The organism is Algoriphagus sp. CAU 1675 (assembly GCF_029222925.1).
Lineage (GTDB): Bacteria > Bacteroidota > Bacteroidia > Cytophagales > Cyclobacteriaceae > Algoriphagus.
Genome location: NZ_JARHUI010000003.1, coordinates 352,816 through 370,838, shown reverse-complemented (window position 1 = coordinate 370,838; position 18,023 = coordinate 352,816). Strand labels below are relative to the sequence as shown.

The window sequence follows — 18,023 nt, the reverse complement described above, 5'->3', positions numbered from 1 at the left end:
CATTTAATTACACAAGTAAACCCATAGTATGATAAACCAAGATAATAGTCACCTAAAAATGCGACAGGGTATTTGGATTTTCTTGTTCGCTTTGGTGCTGGGAGCATGCACTAAAAACAGTCAAGAGAACTTCCTTTCTTCGACAGATCCCAGGAGAGTTGAGATCCTTGTTTTGGGTCATGAAAGTGAGCATCACAACTCAGAAAAATTGATGATGTACCTTTCCACCCCTTTGTTTCAAAAGGGAATCAATCTAACCTATACCACAGATGTCAATGACCTCAATGAGGGCAAGTTGAACAACTACGATGGATTGATGATCTACGCCAATCATGAGCAGATCAGCCCTGATCAGGAAAAAGCCCTTAAATCGTATGTGGAAAGCGGAAAGGCGCTGATTCCGATACATAGTGCTTCTTTTTGTTTCCAGAATTCCGATTGGTATATCAATGCGGTTGGTGGACAGTTTAGTACCCATGGAGCGGGCGATTTTACCGTATCGATCATAGATTCAGAACATCCTGCTATGCAGGGAATTTCTGAGTTTGAAACATGGGATGAAACCTATGTTCATTCAAAAGTCAATCCGGATATGCATGTTTTGATGGAACGTGTTGAAGGAAATCACCGGGAACCTTATACCTGGGTGAGAAATGAAGGAAAAGGCAGGGTATTTTATACTGCCTATGGTCACAACGAAAAGACTTGGGAAAAAAAGGAATTTCAGGAATTAGTGGCCAATGGAATACTTTGGGCAGTTGGAGATGAGGTAAATGCCTTATTACAGGCCTATCAAATCCCTCAGACTGAATTTAAGGATGCAGAAATCCCTAATTATGAAAGAAGAGACCCTGCTCCTCGTTTTCAGATGCCTCTAAGCCCTGAGGAATCCATGAAGCTGGTTCAGGTTCCTGTTGGGTTTGAATTGCAGCTTTTTGCTTCCGAACCCATGATCACCAACCCAATGTCTATGACTTGGGATGAAAGAGGAAGACTTTTTGTGATAGAAACCACCGACTATCCCAACGAGGTACGTACGGAAGGGGGCAATGACAAGATCAAGATTTTGGAAGATACAGATGGAGATGGCAAAGCAGACAAAGTCACCGTTTTTGCTGAAAACCTAAATATCCCAACTTCCATCATGGCTGTTAATGGAGGTATTTTGATTTCCATGGCTCCTGATTTTATATTCCTAAAGGATACCGACGGGGATGATGTGGCTGATGTTCGTGAAGTGATCATGACAGGCTGGGGAAAAAGCGATACCCATGCCGGCCCATCCAATCTAAAATATGGTTTTGACAATAAAATATGGGGGGTACTTGGTTACTCTGGTTTTAATGGAGAAGTCAGTGGCGTAAACCACACTTTTGGACAAGGAGTTTACCGTTTTGAAACCAACGGAGAGAATCTGGAATACCTTGGAAATACCTCCAATAATACCTGGGGATTAGGTTTTACAGAGGACTTTGAAACCTTTATTTCCACAGCAAATGGACAGCACAGTGTCTATTTTTCCATGGCTAATAATTATGTGAAGCGTCCTGTTTTCCAGGGCTCAGCCAATACAGTTCATGGAATTGATAGCCATTACGATATGCCTCATTTGACTCCTTTCCTACGTCAGGTAGATTGGCATGGAGGCTATACGGCTGCAGCTGGTCATAACTTCTATACAGCAAGAAGTTTCCCAAAAAACTATTGGAACAAGATTGCTTTCGTAGCAGAGCCAACCGGACGCGTATTGCATAATGCACTCATTAATGGTGAAGGTTCCGGATTCAAGGAAAAAAATGGTTTCAATATTCTTGCGAGTTCAGATGAGTGGTTCTCCCCTGTTCATGCAGAAGTTGGCCCTGATGGAGCACTTTGGGTTGCAGATTGGTATAATTTCATCATACAGCACAATCCAACACCAAGAGGCTTTGAAAATGGGGCTGGAAATGCTTACATCAATCCTTTGAGAGACCGTCAACACGGACGTATTTACAGATTGAAATACAAAGGCGGTGAGGACTCAGAGGTTTTCGATTTGAAGAATGCAGATGCTGGAGAACTGATTGAAGCCCTTAAAAGCGAAAATATGTTCTGGAGACTTACTGCTCAAAGACTGATCGTGGAGCAACAAAATAAATCAGTGCTTCCTGATTTGTATAAAATCATTTCGGATACCAATACAGATGAAATAGGACTCAATGGTCCAGCCATCAATGCACTTTGGGCTTTACATGGTTTGGGAGAGTTGAACGGTGAAAACAGGGAAGCTGAAATGATTGTGGAAAAAGCCTTGCGCCATCCTTCTGCTGCTGTTAGAAAAAATGCTTTGAGAGTATTGCCTAAAACTCCGGATGCATTAAAAGCAATTTTGGGATCTGACTTGATCAATGACCCTGACCTGCATACCAGAAAATATGCTTTCCTGGCGGTTTCAGACATGCCTTTCTCTGAAGAAGCGGCTGCCAAACTACTTGAGGCTGCCAATGTCAAAGAAAACGGAGAAGATGCCTTTTTACCTCAGGCAATTTTCGCAGCGGTTTTGGCCCATCCTACTGAATTTGCCAAGCGTGAAAGCTCATTGGCTATTCAGGCCTCTGCTGATACAGAACTGTCCCTTGCCGATCGAATCAGCCGAAGCCTTGTAGCTGAGCAATATCCTTTGGATCAAAGAAATTCCATTCTCTTCCCTCCTGATGTAGCTGGAAAAGAAATCGCAATCCGAATGATGGTTGCAAAAGGAAATAATCCTTTGGAAGGGGTTTTGGTGGCACAAGGAAACAATACCAATGGTTACAGTTTGTACATCCATCAGGATGCCCTGCACTTTGCCATTGCTCAAAATGAAAAGTTGACCATCCTAAGTTCCAAAAAAGGACTACCCGAGGAGCAGTTTACCATTGATGCAAGCTTGGTAGAAGATGGAAGCATGGTATTGAAAATCAATGGTGAGGAAATTGCCAAAGGAAAAACCCAAGGTCTTTTTGCCTCTGAACTAACTCCAAGGCGAGTTCGTGTAGGTCAGAATGACGGAAGAAATGTAGTGGGTAAATATGAAGGTACCTGGTGGTTTGGAGGCCGATTGAGCAACAAATCCACTCTGGCACTTACCAAGCCGGGAGCGGATGTTCAGGTTTTGGATGAATCAGTAGCTGCTTCTACCGTAAATGGTACTTCCTATGTGAAACTTGGGGTGATACCTCATGAGATGAAATTCAACAAGGCTGAATTTACCGTGAAAGCAGGTTCTCAGGTTACCATTGATTTTGAAAACCCTGACTTTATGCAACACAATTTGGTGATAGGACAGAAAGGTGAAATGGAAACCATTGGAAAGGCAGCGGACGAATTGGCAAGGAATCCAAAAGGAGCCGAGCAAAATTTCGTACCTAAAATTCCTCAGGTAATTGCAGCTACACGACTCGTAGATCCGGAAGGAAGGGAATCCTTGGTATTTACTGCTCCTACTGAGCCTGGAGAGTATCCATTTGTCTGCACTGTCCCTGGACACTGGAGAATTATGAACGGAATAATGAAAGTAGAATAGAGAATAGGAATGGCGTTGAATGTAAAATTTGGAGTTAGTACCTGGCTTTGGACCTCCCCTTTTAATAAGGAAACGGTCAATTTGTTTCCAAAAATTAAGAGCTATGGTTACGATTCCGTAGAAATACCGGTAGAAGATCCGGCATTGATTGATACTGATTGGGTAAAAAAAGCGCTTGCGGATAATGGGCTTAGTCCCATTATCTGTGGGGCTTTTGGGCCTACCAGGGACCTGACTCATGAAGATCCCAGTTATCATAAAACCTGTTTTGATTACCTAGAAGCCTGTTTTGAAATTGCATCTGAACTAGGTGCCGGTTTTGTGGCCGGTCCCATGTATTCAGCTGTTGGAAAGGCAAGACTGGTTTCTCCGGAACAAAAGAAGATCGAATGGAACCGAGCTGTAACCAATCTCAGAAAGGTCTGTGGACGTGCTGGAGAGTTTGGGTTGGAGATTGCCATAGAAACGCTTAACCGCTTCGAAACAGACCTGATCAATACAGCGGAAGAATTGATGCAATTGATCCATGATATCAATGAGCCACAGGCGAAGGCTATTTTGGATGGCTTTCATATGAATATTGAGGAACCTGATATTGAGCAAGCAATACGAAGAGTAGGTGAGAAACTCATTCATGTACAGGTTTCGGAAAATTACAGGGGTACACCTGGAACCGGACAGACCAATTGGGCTGCATGGAAACGAGGTTTAGAGGCTATAAACTATCAAGGCACGATATCTATTGAAAGTTTTACCCCTGAGGTGAAAGAACTAGCAGGAGCTGTTTGTATTTGGAAACCCTTGGTTCCCAGTCAGGATGGTTTCGCAAAGGAAGGTCTTGAATTCCTGAAAAAATGGGCCGCAGCATAAATTAGAATTAAAATTTTTAAATCGAAATTGAAGTAAAAATGAGTAAGAAACAATTCAATATTGCCATTATAGGTTTAGGCTTTGGAGCTGAGTTTATCCCAATTTACCAAAAGCATCCATTGGCCAACATGTATGCCATCTGCCAAAGAAATAAGGAAAAAGCAGAGGAAATAGGGAAAGCATTTGGGATTGAAAAGGTTTACACGGATTACGACGAATTGTTGAAGGACCCGAATATTGATGCCGTTCACATCAATACTCCTATTCAAAACCATGCTGAACAATCCATTAAAGCTTTGAAAGCTGGCAAACATGTCGCCTGTACTGTTCCTATGGCTACAACAGTTGAGGAATGCCGTCAAATCGTTGAGCTCACCGAACAAACGGGATTGACTTATATGATGATGGAAACGGTGATTTACAGTCGTGAATTCCTCTTTGTGAAGGAAATGTATGAGAAAGGTGAGCTAGGCAAGATCCAGTTTCTAAGAGCATCCCATCAGCAGGAAATGGCTGGCTGGCCTGGATACTGGGAAGGCCTCCCTCCTATGCATTATGCTACCCATTGCGTGGGTCCGGTTTTAGCCTTACCAAAAGGGCAAGCTGAATATGTTTCTTGCCTGGGTTCCGGTAGAATTGATGAAAATTTGATTCCTAAGTATGGTTCTCCATTTGCCATTGAAACTTGTCATATCAAATTGAAGGATTCTGATTTGGCTGCTGAAGTGACCAGGTCATTGTTTAATACGGCTAGACAGTACCGTGAAAGCTTCGATGTATATGGTTCTAAAAAGTCATTCGAATGGACATTGATCGAGCATGAAGATTCTGTCATGCATGAAGGAGAAATTCCTTCCAGAGTAAAGATTCCAGATTTTGCACATTTGCTTCCGGATGAAATTGCTCCTTTTACAACGCAAGGAGTTTATGATTCAGACGATAACCAACACCTTTCCTTTATCCAAGGGTCTGGTCATGGAGGATCACACCCACATTTGGTTCATGAATTTTTGACCGCATTGGCTGAAGAAAGGGCTCCTTACCCAGATGCAAGACAATCTGCTAATATCACCTGTGTAGGTATTCTGGCACATGAATCTGCTATGGAAGGAGGAAAAATTAAATACCTTCCTGAATTTACATTAAGCAAAAAGTAAGAAAAGAGCCCCGAATCATTTCGGGGCTTTCTCTTTTGCCTGAAATTTACCGGGCATAAAAAGTCAAGTTTTTCATCTCCCATGGATTTTCACCATTAGAAAGGGATTCTATTTTGAGATAATTTACATTTCCTAAAGCTTTCCAGCTCAAATTGTTAACTCCTGGATTTCCTTTTGATTTTCCAACTTTTGCCCAGGATCTTCCATCCGTAGACACTGAAACAGCATAAGAAATTGGAAACCCTTCTTTTCCGGAATCAAACTGGATTTCTGTCAATATATGAGCTGTAGGTAATTTGACCATAAGCCAGTTTCCGGTTTCCTGTGGCCCTTCTGTTTTCCAGCCTTTGAATGTGAAGACATAAGATGGATCTTTTGGGTAGCCCACTCCTATGTAGGCTGTACTACTCGCTGAGACTTCCCAATTGTCCTGAAAACTGAGTGCTTTGGGAATTTCACCAATTAGCTCATCAAATGAATAATTGGTTTTTCTGGACTCTGTCTCCTTCCGGATTTGAGCTACAAATTCTGGCTGAACAAAGCTTGCTGAGTTTCCAAATTCATTTCTGATATAGGAAATCACAGAAGCAAGGTAATCATCATCGTTGGAGTCCATTGCTATCATTACACCTTCATATTCATTATTATCAATTCCTCCAGTTAAACCGTGCAAAAGCACCTTTACCGCATATTCTGGATGCCCTAAGATCCTTGGTGATCCTGAAAATGCAGGGGCAATCAAATGACCATTTCCAGTGGGAGCTCCTAGACCATTAGGCCCATGGCAAATTGAGCAGTAGCTATCATAAATGGTTTTACCCTTTGTGAAAAGTGCCAGCTCCTTTGGAGAATACTTGGTTACTTCAGCTTTTTTAGCTTCTGCCATTTTCTCCAATAATTGTTCTCCAACCACCTGAATTCCTTTGGAAGGATTACTTTCCATGGTATTCTTGATCAGATTTTCTACTTGATCAATTTTCAAAAAATTTGCACTTAGAATTGCCTGTATTGCGACCTCAGGGTCATTGTCTTTAGCAGCATCCCTGTAATCATCAGCCAGGCTTTTATCTCCATATTTATACAATGTCTCCCCGGCTCTTAAGCCTTGGATTCTGATTTTAGGATTTTGGTCTTTTATAAATGATCTAACCATTTCAGGTTTAAGTTCACCCAATCCTTCCAAAGTCCACAAAGCATGAATTCGGGTTAGCTTATTGGAAGAGTTATTCGCATAATTAACCAATTCCCCTACCACAGATTTATCCTGATTCAAGATTAAAATCTGCTGAGCCATATCTCTCCACCATCCGTTTGGATGCTCTAAATGCTTGACTAGTTCTGCTCCGGTTTCTTCATACATCCGAGGTTTTTGGGTATTTCTGGGCATGGATTCATGGGAAAGCCTCCAAATTCTACCATTTCCAATGACATCATCCATTTGATATTGTTGGATTTTGGTTCGTAGGTAGCTTCCTTCCTGAGTCCACTGCCCTTCCTGAATAATACCTCTATACATATCGACGATGTACAAGGTACCATCTGGAGCCGTAGCCATATCTACCGGTCGGAATAATGGATCTGTGGATTGGATAAATTCCGATTCCGAATCAATGTATTTGTTTTGCAAATAGGATAAACCTTCAACTTTTTCGGTAACTACTCTTCTGACGATCCTAGCTACGGGTTCACCATAGATATAATCCCCCACAAGATCTTTGGGTAATCGATCACCCCGAAACACATCATTTCCGGCAGCTCCAGTTACATTCGATAGAGATCCATCAGGCTTTACTTCTTTCATTCCAGGCTGAAAATCCTCTAACTGTACTAAGCTATAAGGAACCCGGAATCCATCCTTCAATCCGCCTTCAACACGGAAGTTTCCATACACAATTGGGAATTGAAATCCTTGAGGTACCCCTCCCGCTCCATCCTGAAACCAAATCTGTCCGTAATTGTCCTGTGTAACACCCCATTGCCCCCAGGGATTACCACTGGGTTCTTGAATTACCCCTGTTGGAGTCCAACGGATCCTTTTACTGTTGTAGGTGCTGTACATCCAGTTATCCAAAGTCCAGGTCAAAAAGCTGGTTTGATGCTCCACGTTTCCGGATCTACCCAGACCAGAAGCAAACAGTTCATTTTTATCTGCTTTACCATCCTGATCTGTATCGGTGAATTTGTAAACATGGTCTTCATTGGATTCCATGGAAAGAATACTATTTGGGCCAAAAGGGAAAACAAAACGAGGGAATACCAGACTATCCAAAAAGACTACTCCAGATTCATAAATTCCATCATTGTCCAAATCCTCCCACCTAGAGATTCTGGAAGTAGGCAAAAGTTCACCATTCGCATCCAAATCCTGCATATAGGTCCTTAGCTCCAATACATACATCCTTCCATTTCCATCAAACTGAATGGCGGCTGGTTCTCGAATTAGAGGTTCAGACAAAACAGGGTCCATCTTAAACCCGGGCTTTAATACAAAAGATTTCTTTTGCTCATTTGCAGAAACAGGAACTACAGGTGGTTTTGGACTTAAATCAATCCCTTTCCAAGTTGGGGACTCCATGTCCGCTCCTTCAGGCACAGAAATTTGGGGAAAAGGTTCTTCCAGTCTCTTGGGGTCCATGGATTCAGCCGGAGAAACATCAAAAGGCGATTTTTCGGGTTTACTACATGCAAAAACCAGTAACATCATAATACCTGGGTAAATGCTGTTTTTCTTTATTTGGAGCATGCTTTTTAATAGGTTGGAATTGACTTAGCCATATTGGCAATTTGCTAAAGACAAAGTAGGGTAAAATTTCTTTTTTCGTAAACCGATTAAAAAATTCCAAAACTGGCTCTTAAAAAGGAAGTGAAACCAAGCAGATAAGAAAATGACTAGTTCTTGACTAGTCCTGAATAAAATAAAAAAACCACCCATTTCTGAGTGGTTTTTGAGCCCCTTGCCGGGATCGAACCAGCGACCTACTGATTACAAGTCAGTTGCTCTACCAGCTGAGCTAAAGAGGCGTTCCTTAATTGTGACGCAAATATAGGTCTTCAATATATTCAGTCCAAACCTAATAGAATTGAAATCTAATTTCTGTCTCTATCTTCTTAATTTTGAGAGAGATTAATTTAAAATTCCCTAAGGATCGAAAGCTTTTTCTTAAGCTTTTCAATTTCCTCTTCGGCTTTTTGGATCTTCACATCAAACTGATTCTTGAGTTTGTCAGCTGTTTTGGAAGCCGCAAAGAACTCTAGATTGTTTTTCCAAAGTGTGATGTTGTTTTCCAAATCGGAAATCTGTTTACGAATACCATGCTCCTTTTTATTCAAAGTCTTTACCGCATTTGGATCCGATTGGATTCTATTCAGATTTAACCTGAATAGGAAATCTTCCCTATTAAAGTCGTCTCCTCCGAGTTTTTCCAAATACGTATCAACTGCCTCTTTAAACTGAGCCTGGATATCCTTCATGTTCTTTCTTGGAACAAATCCAATTTCATTGAATTTATTAACCAAATCTGTCAATTCTTCTTCGGAAGTTTCCGATCCTTTGGAGGCCTCTATGATCTCCTGGCAGATATCCTGCTTTTCTTTATAATTAGCTTCGAATTCCGAGTTCTCCTGCTTATTGGAACTCCTTCTGTTTTCAAAGAAGCTATCACAAGCGTTTTTAAAACGCTTATAAAGACCATCTCTACTCTTTTCAGGGATAGGTCCCAGCTTTTTCCAGTCTTGCTGAAGTTTGATCAAAGCATTGGCAGTATTTTGCCAATCTGTGCTTTCCATTAGCTCCTCGGCTTTTTTGATCAACTCTTCAGCTTTTGCTTCATTGGTCGCCCGTATTTCATCCAGTCCCTTAAAAAACTGGTTTTTATTATGGAAAAACTGCTTAAAAGCAGCCCAGAATGACTTATTGATTTCCTTGCCGGATTCACGGGGTACGGGACCGATTTTTTCCCAGGATTTCTGAATCTCTAGGATCTCCTTCGTCTTGGTGTTCCAATCTTTTATCCTGTCTGCCTTGAAATCACTGTAAGTAGCAAGCTTTTCAATCAATGCTTCTTTTTCAAGTTGGTTCTTCTTGAAAACTTCTTTTTGGCTTTCATAAAAGTCCTTTCTTCTATCATATACAGCATCTGAAGCAGCTTTAAATCTCTGCCAAACAGACTCTTGGTCTTCTCTTGGAACTGGGCCTGTATGCTTAAATTCTTCATGAAGTTCATTTAAAGATTTAATCGCTTCTTTAAGATCTTTTAATCCTTTAAGTGCTTCAGCTTTTTCACAAAGTTCCAGTTTGGTTTCAAGGTTTTTCTTTCGATCCAGTTCCTTAAGTTCAAAATAGATACTTCTATTGTCATAGAACCTATCCATCAATGCATTGTAACTGGCCCAAAGACTTCTGTTTTGAGCTGAAGGTACAGGTCCAATTGCTTTCCACTCTTCCTGAATGGACTTGATGGTATTCATGCTGAGGGTGGTCTCTTCACCATCTACCAAGTCCCTAAGTCTATTGAGTATTTCTGTTTTTGCCTCGAGGTTCTTTTCCTTTTGTTTTTCCGCTTCTTTGCGAATGGATGAAACCTGGCTTCTAAACTCAAAATAGTATTTGTTGAATTCCCGTTCCTCCTCACTAGGTCTGAAATCAAAATCATCTTCAACTCCACCTTCGGACTTAAATTTCTCTAGAGCTTCTTCTCTTTCCTTATTGGTAAATTCATCGAATGCAGCCTTAATTTCATGCACAACTTTTTCAAGTTTCAGGATATTTCCTTTCGAAATTTTCTCCCTCAATAGATGGACAAGTTGTTTTTTGCTAAGGTCTGTTAAATCCAAATCCTCTTCATGGTGATCCTCCTCTTCTTCATGATTCTCATCATGTTCCTCTTCAGAAAGCTCGGTGGAAGCTTCAGGGCTTTGGACTTGCAAACTTTGAACTGATTCTTCTTCATTGGCTTCAACAGCCTGCTCCTCTACTTTATCCTCCGAAGAAGCTTCAGTAGAAGCATCTGAATTTTGTTCAGAATCAACAGTTTCTGCAGGAATCGACAATTCCATTTTACCCTCTTCCTGATTTTTTTCAGGTTCTTGAGTCACCTTGTCTTTGTCAGACAAATCATTACTTTTTTCAGTCATAAAAACGGTACTATTTCAAGGCAATATGGACAAATGTAGGGATTTTGCCTAATTTAATCTTGGGTCCAAGGGATAATTTGCAATAACTTTAAACTCTCCTCCCATACTTTTTAACAAGTGTTTCCAAAGCATTTCGGAAGTTAAATCCAGAATTTCTGCATCAATCTCTGTTTTGCAGATTATCCAAGTGTTTTCTTTAAGCTCTTCTTCCAGCTGACCGGATCCCCAACCGCTGTAGCCTATAAAAAAGCGAACGGAATCCTCCTGAATTATTCCGCTTTTAATTTTTTCCACTAAATGTTCGAAATCTCCGCCCCACCAAAGATTTTCTCCTATTCCCACACTTCCCGGAAGCTGTTTTTCTCCAAAATAAATGAAATGAAGCGTGTTTTGCTCAACTGGTCCCCCCACATATACCTCACAGTCCAAAAAATGGAAAACATCCATCAACTCATTCAATTTTAATATGGAGGGCTTATTTAAAACCAGTCCGAAGCTCCCTTCATTATTATGCTCGCACAATAACACAACCGATCGAACGAAGTTTTCATCCTGTAAAAATGGCTCTGAGATCAACATATCACCAGGCTGGGGAATTTGAAAATTTGAATTGCTCATTTCCTTTCGTTGGTATTATTTCTATAAAAATATAGACCTAAATTTTATAAATGCAATGGTGATTGTACATTTATTGTTGAAAAAATACGAACTGAATAATCTATATGAATATTGCTTCAATACGTAAAGAATACGCCCTTAAAACACTGGGGATCAATGATGTAAACTCCGACCCTATTCATCAATTTAGGGAATGGTTTAAAGAGGCAATGAAGGCAGAAGTATTGGAGGTAAATGCCATGACCCTTTCTACTTTAGGGCTTGACGGGATTCCAAATGGAAGAATTCTACTTCTTAAGGATGTGGATCACGGGTTTGTGTTTTTTTCCAATTACCAAAGTGAAAAGGGAAAAGAACTGGAAAATCTCTCAAAGGGCGCTCTTACTTTTTATTGGGCGGAACTGGAAAGGCAAGTACGAATTAAAGGTGAAATTGAAAAGGTTTCCTCACAACTTTCAGATGAGTATTATTTTAGTAGACCTTATGGCTCCCAAATTGGGGCCTGGGCTTCTCCACAAAGCCAAAAGATCAAATCAAGAGATTTTTTAGATGAAAACCACAAAGTTTATCAGCAGAAATTTGAAAGTGAACCAATCCAAAGACCCGAACATTGGGGAGGCTATCGCTTAAATCCGGTTCAAATGGAATTTTGGCAAGGTAGACCAAGCCGCCTTCATGACAGAATTTTGTATGAAAAAAATGAGGCGGGAAATTGGTCCATTTCCCGCCTTGCTCCTTGATTTATTTCAAATCAAATAAATTATCTGAACCTATTACTCGCTCCACAGTAAAACCCTCTCCAAAAGTTGAGTGGATTTTGTGTCCGAATTCTCTAGCTCTTGCTTCTATAAATGGTAGAAAATCCGGGGAAGAAATAAAGCTTTGAGGCTCTTCACTATTCGGATCATGAAATTGGGACTTAAATGCCAAAATACTTTTGATTTTGATGTCCCAATATGGAGTGATATCAAATACAAAGTCAGGTTCGATGTAATTGTTTTGAATGTAATGGTAAACATATTTGGGTCTCCATGCTTCCTGCACCTTTCCATCCAAAATAGTTTCCAACCTTCTCAAGCCACTCATAAAGCAAGCATTTGTAGCCAAAGCTGAACCTTTTCCATGATCAGGATGGCGATCAGTAATTGCATTGGCCAATACAATTTCGGGTTGGTATTTACGGATAATCTTGACCAAATCTATCTGATGCTTTTCCTCATCGATAAAAAACACATCTTTGAATCCCAAATTTTCTCTAGCAGAAAGCCCAAGAATTTTTGATGCTTCATTTGATTCCTGCAAGCGTATTTCAGGAGTACCTCTGGTTCCCATTTCTCCCTGAGTCAGGTCTACAATTCCAACTTTGAATCCTTTTGCAACGTGAGCAGCTATTGTGCCAGAGCAACCCAGTTCTGCATCATCGGGATGTGCGGCAATAACCAAAATATCAAGCTTTGTCATGATAATAGATTTACCTTACCTAACTCTTAGATTCTGACCAATTCTCAATATACTACGTGTAGATATACCGTTTAAACGGGCAATCGTATTCACAGAAACTCCATATCGCCTCGCAATTCCGCCTAGGGTATCTCCACTTTTTACTCGGTGATATGCTCTTGACCTTGCTTTGGCAACATGAGAAAAGGTCTCGGGTGTAATTAAGTAATCTTGTGTTAAAATTTTTGAATCATTGAAATCATACACTTTTTCTGGATCAAAGGCTAAACCTCTGTACCTCAGTTCATAATGCAAATGAGATCCTGTACTTCTACCTGTGTTCCCTCCTTTTGCAATCAAATCACCTGCCTTAACTTCCTGACCAACATCTACCAAAAATTTGGACAAATGGCCATAAAGCGTTTCCAGACCATTTTTGTGCCTAATTACCAAAAAATAACCATATCCATAACGGTCATAGGATCGAACTCGAACAATCCCATCAAATCCACTATAAACTGGATTTCCGGTATTAAGATCTAAATCAGTACCGTAATGCATCCTTCCCCATCTAAAACCAAACTCAGAGGTTTTAGGAGTAGACTCTAGTGGCATTTTCCAGTCATATCCGAAAATGGGATCATACAAGCGGATATTGACTGAATCCTGAAAATTCTTGACGTCAAAGTTATAAATATCTATCTTCTTCGAATCCCATGAAGAATAATGTTCATAAGCTGTAATCCAAATACTGTCGATAAGGATTTGCTCCGAAACTTTTACCAACTGATTGGTCGGTGCCCAAATCATGATATTGGGATCCTCACTAATAATCGAGCGGGTTTTTCTAAGGTTTACATTATTCTCAAATATCAGGGAATCCGTAATTGATGTAAGTGTACGGAGATAGGCTTCCTGATCAAACTCCCTCAATTCAATGGTCTTGCGCTCCTGAGGAAGGTTGGTAGTAGTGGTGTTTTTTTTAATAATCTTAGGAAAAATTTGAGCATTGACCTGAAAAGGGCCAATGCTCAAAAAAATCCCGAAAATAAGTATCAGTGGATACCTCATGAATGGAAATTAATGATTCTCGATTTCTGCTAAATACCTTTCAGCATCGAGGGCAGCCATACAACCTGTTCCAGCAGCAGTTACTGCCTGTCTGTAAACATTGTCCTGAGCATCACCACATGCAAAAACTCCTTCTACATTGGTTTTTGTACTTCCAGGAACTGTTTTTATATAGCCGGCCTCATCCATATGGATGAATTTTTTAAATACTTCAGTATTGGGCTGATGACCAATAGCAACAAAGAAGCCAGAAATCTCCAAATCTCTTTTTTCTCCTGTTTTATTATTGACAACCCTAGCTCCTTTTACTTCATCTTCACCTAAAACCTCTTCGGTTTCGGTATTCCAAAGTATTTCAATTTTTGGATTGTTCATCACCCGCTTTTGCATGATCTGAGAAGCTCTCATTTCGTCCTTTCTGACAAGCATGTATACTTTGCTACAAATATTTGCCAAGTATGCTGCTTCTTCACAGGCTGTGTCACCAGCCCCAACTATTGCCACATCTTGTCCGCGGAAGAAAAACCCATCACAAACGGCACAGGCGGAAACTCCTCTACCGTTCAATCTTGTTTCACTTTCAAGCCCCAACCATTTGGCTGAAGCGCCAGTGGAAATTATAACGGTATCTGCATGGATTTTGATTTGTTCGTCTACGGTAATCAATTTTGGAGTGACTGTAAAATCAACATCTGTAACTAACCCGTATCTGACTTCCGTACCAAATCTTTCTGCTTGTTTACGAAAGTCTTCCATCATTTCAGGCCCCATGATTCCATCTGGGTAACCGGGGTAATTTTCCACATCAGTTGTAATAGTCAACTGACCACCTGGTTGCCCTCCTGTATATAAAACCGGGTTTAATCCAGCTCTGGAAGCATAAATGGCAGCGGTATATCCAGCAGGCCCTGACCCTATGATCAAAACCTTAACTTTTTCAGTTTCTTGATTCATCTATAATAAATATGAATAGGTAAATTTTGATATTTCTCCTTTTTCAACAAAGATAGGCCCTGTTAAAATTCCCAAATGAGCTTCTTTTCATTTGGGAATCAAGGGAATTCTTTTTCAGAAATAATTTAATAAAAAAGGGGGCTTCGAGCCCCCTTTAACTTTTAACCAAGGTAAGGCTTCAAGGTCTTACTTCGGGAAGTGTGTCTCAATCTACGGATTGCTTTTTCTTTAATTTGTCTTACCCTTTCACGGGTCAAGTTGAATTTTTCACCAATTTCCTCAAGGGTCATGGCATGTTCTCCATTCAATCCAAAATACAGGGTGATCACATCTGCTTCTCTCTGGGTAAGTGTTGAAAGTGCTCTCTGCACTTCTTTTCTCAAAGAGTCATTCATCAAACCATCATCTGGCTTTTCGTCCCCATCATTTTCCAATACGTCCAAAAGGCTGTTTTCTTCACCCTGAACGAATGGAGCATCCATAGAAACATGACGACCTGAAATTTTCATGGTGTCAACTACCTCTGATGCAGTCACTTCAAGTACCTCAGCAAGTTCTTCCGGAGATGGCTCTCTTTCAAATTTCTGTTCCAATTCACTGAAGGTCTTTGATATTTTATTCAAAGATCCTACCCTGTTCAATGGAAGACGAACAATTCTGGACTGTTCTGCCAAAGCTTGAAGGATGGACTGTCTAATCCACCATACTGCATAGGAGATGAACTTGAAGCCTCTGGTTTCATCAAATCGCTGAGCGGCTTTAATCAATCCGAGGTTACCCTCATTGATCAAATCACCCAAGGACAAACCCTGATTTTGATACTGTTTGGCTACTGATACAACAAATCGAAGGTTTGCTTTAGTCAACTTCTCCAAGGCAAGTTGGTCACCTTCCCGGATTCTTTTTGCTAAAACAACTTCTTCGTCTGCAGTCAACAGATCCACCTTACCGATTTCCTGAAGGTATTTATCCAGGGACTGGCTTTCTCTATTGGTAATCTGTTTGCTAATTTTTAGCTGCCTCATTCAGTATAAGTATTTGTGTATTTTTATTAAGTTCTTGAATCTAATCAATAATAAAAGGAAAATCTTAAGATTTTGGTTCCTGCTTTTCGGGTTTTGGCAAAAGTGCCTTTCTGGAAAGCTTGAATTTCCCTGTTTTCTTATCAATATCTATCAATTTAACCATTATTTCTTCTCCGGGTTCGAGGACGCCATCCATGCTTTCTAAGCGCTCCCATTTTATTTCGGATATATGGAGTAAACCATCTTTACCTGGCATAAATTCCACAAAGGCTCCAAATGGCTGAATGTTTTTCACTTTACCAGTATAAACCTCACCAATTTCAGGCTGTGCAACAATAGCTTTAATGCGTTTCAAAGCTGCATCCATATTATCCTGATTGGCAGAGAATACGTTGATTTTACCCTGATTGTCAATTTCTTCAATTACAATAGTAGTATTGGTATCTTTTTGGATTTCCTGGATTACCTTACCACCAGGCCCGATTACAGCTCCGATCAATTCCTTAGGAATGAACATCACAAATGATCTTGGAGTATGAGGTTTCAAGTCTGGCTTTGGTGCTGCCAAAGTTTTGGAAATCTCTTTCAAAATGTGGAGTCTCCCCTCTTTAGCTTGATAAAGAGCCTCCTTCAGGACATTGTAATCCAGACCTTCTACTTTTAGATCCATCTGGCAGGCAGTAATCCCTTTTTCTGTACCGGTTACCTTGAAGTCCATATCACCAAGATGATCTTCATCACCTAAAATATCGGATAGGATTGAATATTTGCCTGTTTTGGAATCGGAGATCATCCCCATTGCAATACCCGTCACTGGTGCAGAAATCTGAACACCCGCATCCATTAGAGCAAGTGAACCAGCGCAAACTGTAGCCATGGATGAAGATCCATTGGATTCCAAAATATCGGAAACGATCCGAATGGTATAAGGGTTTTCGGTTTCAGAAGGCAATACTTTTTTCAAAGCTCTCATGGCCAAGTTTCCATGACCAACCTCTCTTCTACCAGGTCCTCTGTTTGGCTTCACTTCACCGGTTGAAAATCCCGGGAAATTGTAGTGAAGGAAAAACTTGTTGTATCCGGAAAGAACTGCTCCATCAACCATTTGCTCATCCATTTTGGTACCCAAAGTACAAGTCGTTATAGACTGAGTTTCACCTCGGGTAAAAATAGCAGAACCATGAGCAGAAGGCAGATAATCAACCACGGACCAAATAGGTCTGATTTCATCCAAATTACGTCCATCAAGACGCTTTTTTTCATTCAAGGTCAAATTACGGGCAGCTTCCTTGTGGATTTTGTGGAAATAAGAGCCGATTAAACTTGACTCAAATTCATGATCCTCTCCCAAACTCTCTACGAACTGATCTTTGATTTCTTTTACCAAAGTACTACGCTCTGATTTGTTTGGAATTTGTCTGCTTACTACTTCGTACAATTTATCATACAATTCGGCATTCATCTTTTCATACAAAGCCAAATCGGATTTCTCGTGACTATATTCTCTCTTGAGCTCTTTCCCTACTGCTTTGGTCAATTCAATTTGAGCCTGGCAGTGACGGATGATTTCTTCGTGGGCAAACTGTAAAGCTTCAACCATCTCATCTTCGGAGATTTCACTCGCTTCTCCTTCTACCATCAAAATATAATCCACAGACCCGGCTACGATGAACTCCATGGTTGCTTTTTCCAACTCTGAAGGGCTAGGATTGATGCAAAGTTTTCCATCGATCTTAGCTACTCTAACCTCTGAGATAGGTCCGTTGAAAGGAATATCGGATACAGCCAAAGCAGCAGAAGCTGCTAATCCTGCCAATGCATCTGGAAGTACATTTTCATCGGAAGACATCAGGGTAATTGCTACCTGAGTATCTGCATGATAATCATCCGGGAAAATTGGTCTTATAGCTCTATCAACCAATCGGCTGATCAAAATTTCATAATCGGATAGGCGTCCTTCTCTTTTCAAAAATCCACCAGGAATTTTTCCTGAAGCGGCAAATTTTTCTTGATAATCAACTGAAAGCGGTAAAAAATCAACCCCCTCCAACGCTTCTTTTTTGGAAACAACGGTAGCCAAAAGCACAGCTTTTCCCATACGTACTACAACCGATCCATCCGCTTGCTTGGCCAAAGCCCCTGTTTCTATAGTAATTTCTCTGCCATCCTCTAAAGTAATGGTCTTGGTGATTAAGTTTGGTAACATAAGTA

General features: G+C 40.6%; 12 protein-coding genes and 1 tRNA gene. 4 read left to right on the top strand and 9 right to left on the bottom strand.

The features are described 5' to 3' along the window. Positions 1–28 precede the first annotated feature (28 nt). From P2G54_RS08755 to P2G54_RS08745, 3 genes are read left to right on the top strand one after another with little or no spacing between them, the layout of a single operon-like run. Positions 29–3,544: a PVC-type heme-binding CxxCH protein gene (locus P2G54_RS08755; protein ID WP_275870223.1), complete on the top strand. Its 3,516-nt coding sequence runs from the start codon at positions 29–31 to the stop codon at positions 3,542–3,544. Between the two features lie 9 nt (positions 3,545–3,553). Further along, positions 3,554–4,414, top strand: a complete 861-nt coding sequence (locus P2G54_RS08750; RefSeq protein ID WP_275870221.1) for a sugar phosphate isomerase/epimerase family protein — start codon at positions 3,554–3,556, stop codon at positions 4,412–4,414. 38 nt (positions 4,415–4,452) lie between these two features. Then, positions 4,453–5,571, top strand: a complete 1,119-nt coding sequence (locus tag P2G54_RS08745; RefSeq protein ID WP_275870220.1) for a Gfo/Idh/MocA family oxidoreductase — start codon at positions 4,453–4,455, stop codon at positions 5,569–5,571. A 46-nt stretch (positions 5,572–5,617) separates the two neighbouring features. On the opposite strand, the gene P2G54_RS08740 is transcribed toward P2G54_RS08745, so the two are convergent. The 4 genes from P2G54_RS08740 to P2G54_RS08725 all read right to left on the bottom strand — a co-directional run bounded on the left by P2G54_RS08740 (position 5,618) and on the right by P2G54_RS08725 (position 11,322). Further along, positions 5,618–8,314, bottom strand: coding sequence for a c-type cytochrome (locus P2G54_RS08740; protein ID WP_275870218.1), 2,697 nt, complete (start codon positions 8,312–8,314; stop codon positions 5,618–5,620). Between the two features lie 205 nt (positions 8,315–8,519). Then, a tRNA-Thr gene (locus P2G54_RS08735) sits at positions 8,520–8,592 on the bottom strand. A 108-nt stretch (positions 8,593–8,700) separates the two neighbouring features. Further along, a complete protein-coding gene (locus P2G54_RS08730) occupies positions 8,701–10,704 on the bottom strand; it encodes a DUF349 domain-containing protein (RefSeq protein WP_275870216.1) in 2,004 nt (667 codons plus the stop codon). A 48-nt stretch (positions 10,705–10,752) separates the two neighbouring features. After that, positions 10,753–11,322 carry a YqgE/AlgH family protein gene (locus tag P2G54_RS08725; protein ID WP_275870213.1) on the bottom strand — a complete coding sequence of 190 codons (570 nt, stop codon included), beginning with the start codon at positions 11,320–11,322 and terminating at the stop codon, positions 10,753–10,755. A 104-nt stretch (positions 11,323–11,426) separates the two neighbouring features. Here P2G54_RS08725 and pdxH point away from each other — a divergent pair, with 104 nt between their 5' ends. Continuing rightward, positions 11,427–12,062, top strand: a complete 636-nt coding sequence (gene pdxH, locus P2G54_RS08720; RefSeq protein ID WP_275870211.1) for a pyridoxamine 5'-phosphate oxidase — start codon at positions 11,427–11,429, stop codon at positions 12,060–12,062. A gap of 1 nt (position 12,063) precedes the next feature. Here pdxH and bshB1 read toward each other — a convergent pair whose 3' ends face one another. The 5 genes from bshB1 to pnp form a co-directional block, all read right to left on the bottom strand. Continuing rightward, positions 12,064–12,783 (bottom strand): bacillithiol biosynthesis deacetylase BshB1, encoded by a 720-nt coding sequence (gene bshB1, locus P2G54_RS08715; protein WP_275870209.1) that lies wholly within the window; start codon positions 12,781–12,783, stop codon positions 12,064–12,066. Positions 12,784–12,798: 15 nt separating this feature from the next. Beyond that, positions 12,799–13,833, bottom strand: a complete 1,035-nt coding sequence (locus P2G54_RS08710; protein ID WP_275870207.1) for a M23 family metallopeptidase — start codon at positions 13,831–13,833, stop codon at positions 12,799–12,801. Between the two features lie 9 nt (positions 13,834–13,842). Next, positions 13,843–14,787 (bottom strand): thioredoxin-disulfide reductase, encoded by a 945-nt coding sequence (gene trxB / locus P2G54_RS08705; RefSeq protein WP_275870205.1) that lies wholly within the window; start codon positions 14,785–14,787, stop codon positions 13,843–13,845. Positions 14,788–14,948: 161 nt separating this feature from the next. Beyond that, complete coding sequence (locus P2G54_RS08700) at positions 14,949–15,812, bottom strand: RNA polymerase sigma factor RpoD/SigA (RefSeq protein ID WP_026954085.1); 864 nt, start codon at positions 15,810–15,812, stop codon at positions 14,949–14,951. Between the two features lie 64 nt (positions 15,813–15,876). Beyond that, complete coding sequence (gene pnp, locus P2G54_RS08695) at positions 15,877–18,018, bottom strand: polyribonucleotide nucleotidyltransferase (RefSeq protein ID WP_275870198.1); 2,142 nt, start codon at positions 18,016–18,018, stop codon at positions 15,877–15,879. Positions 18,019–18,023: the final 5 nt, after the last annotated feature.

Coding starts and splice junctions, on each gene's coding strand:
- P2G54_RS08755 (WP_275870223.1), top strand. CDS start 29: ATGATAAACCAAGATAATAGTCACCTAAAAATGCGACAGGGTATTTGG.
- P2G54_RS08750 (WP_275870221.1), top strand. CDS start 3,554: ATGGCGTTGAATGTAAAATTTGGAGTTAGTACCTGGCTTTGGACCTCC.
- P2G54_RS08745 (WP_275870220.1), top strand. CDS start 4,453: ATGAGTAAGAAACAATTCAATATTGCCATTATAGGTTTAGGCTTTGGA.
- P2G54_RS08740 (WP_275870218.1), bottom strand. CDS start 8,314: ATGCTCCAAATAAAGAAAAACAGCATTTACCCAGGTATTATGATGTTA.
- P2G54_RS08730 (WP_275870216.1), bottom strand. CDS start 10,704: ATGACTGAAAAAAGTAATGATTTGTCTGACAAAGACAAGGTGACTCAA.
- P2G54_RS08725 (WP_275870213.1), bottom strand. CDS start 11,322: ATGAGCAATTCAAATTTTCAAATTCCCCAGCCTGGTGATATGTTGATC.
- pdxH (WP_275870211.1), top strand. CDS start 11,427: ATGAATATTGCTTCAATACGTAAAGAATACGCCCTTAAAACACTGGGG.
- bshB1 (WP_275870209.1), bottom strand. CDS start 12,783: ATGACAAAGCTTGATATTTTGGTTATTGCCGCACATCCCGATGATGCA.
- P2G54_RS08710 (WP_275870207.1), bottom strand. CDS start 13,833: ATGAGGTATCCACTGATACTTATTTTCGGGATTTTTTTGAGCATTGGC.
- trxB (WP_275870205.1), bottom strand. CDS start 14,787: ATGAATCAAGAAACTGAAAAAGTTAAGGTTTTGATCATAGGGTCAGGG.
- P2G54_RS08700 (WP_026954085.1), bottom strand. CDS start 15,812: ATGAGGCAGCTAAAAATTAGCAAACAGATTACCAATAGAGAAAGCCAG.
- pnp (WP_275870198.1), bottom strand. CDS start 18,018: ATGTTACCAAACTTAATCACCAAGACCATTACTTTAGAGGATGGCAGA.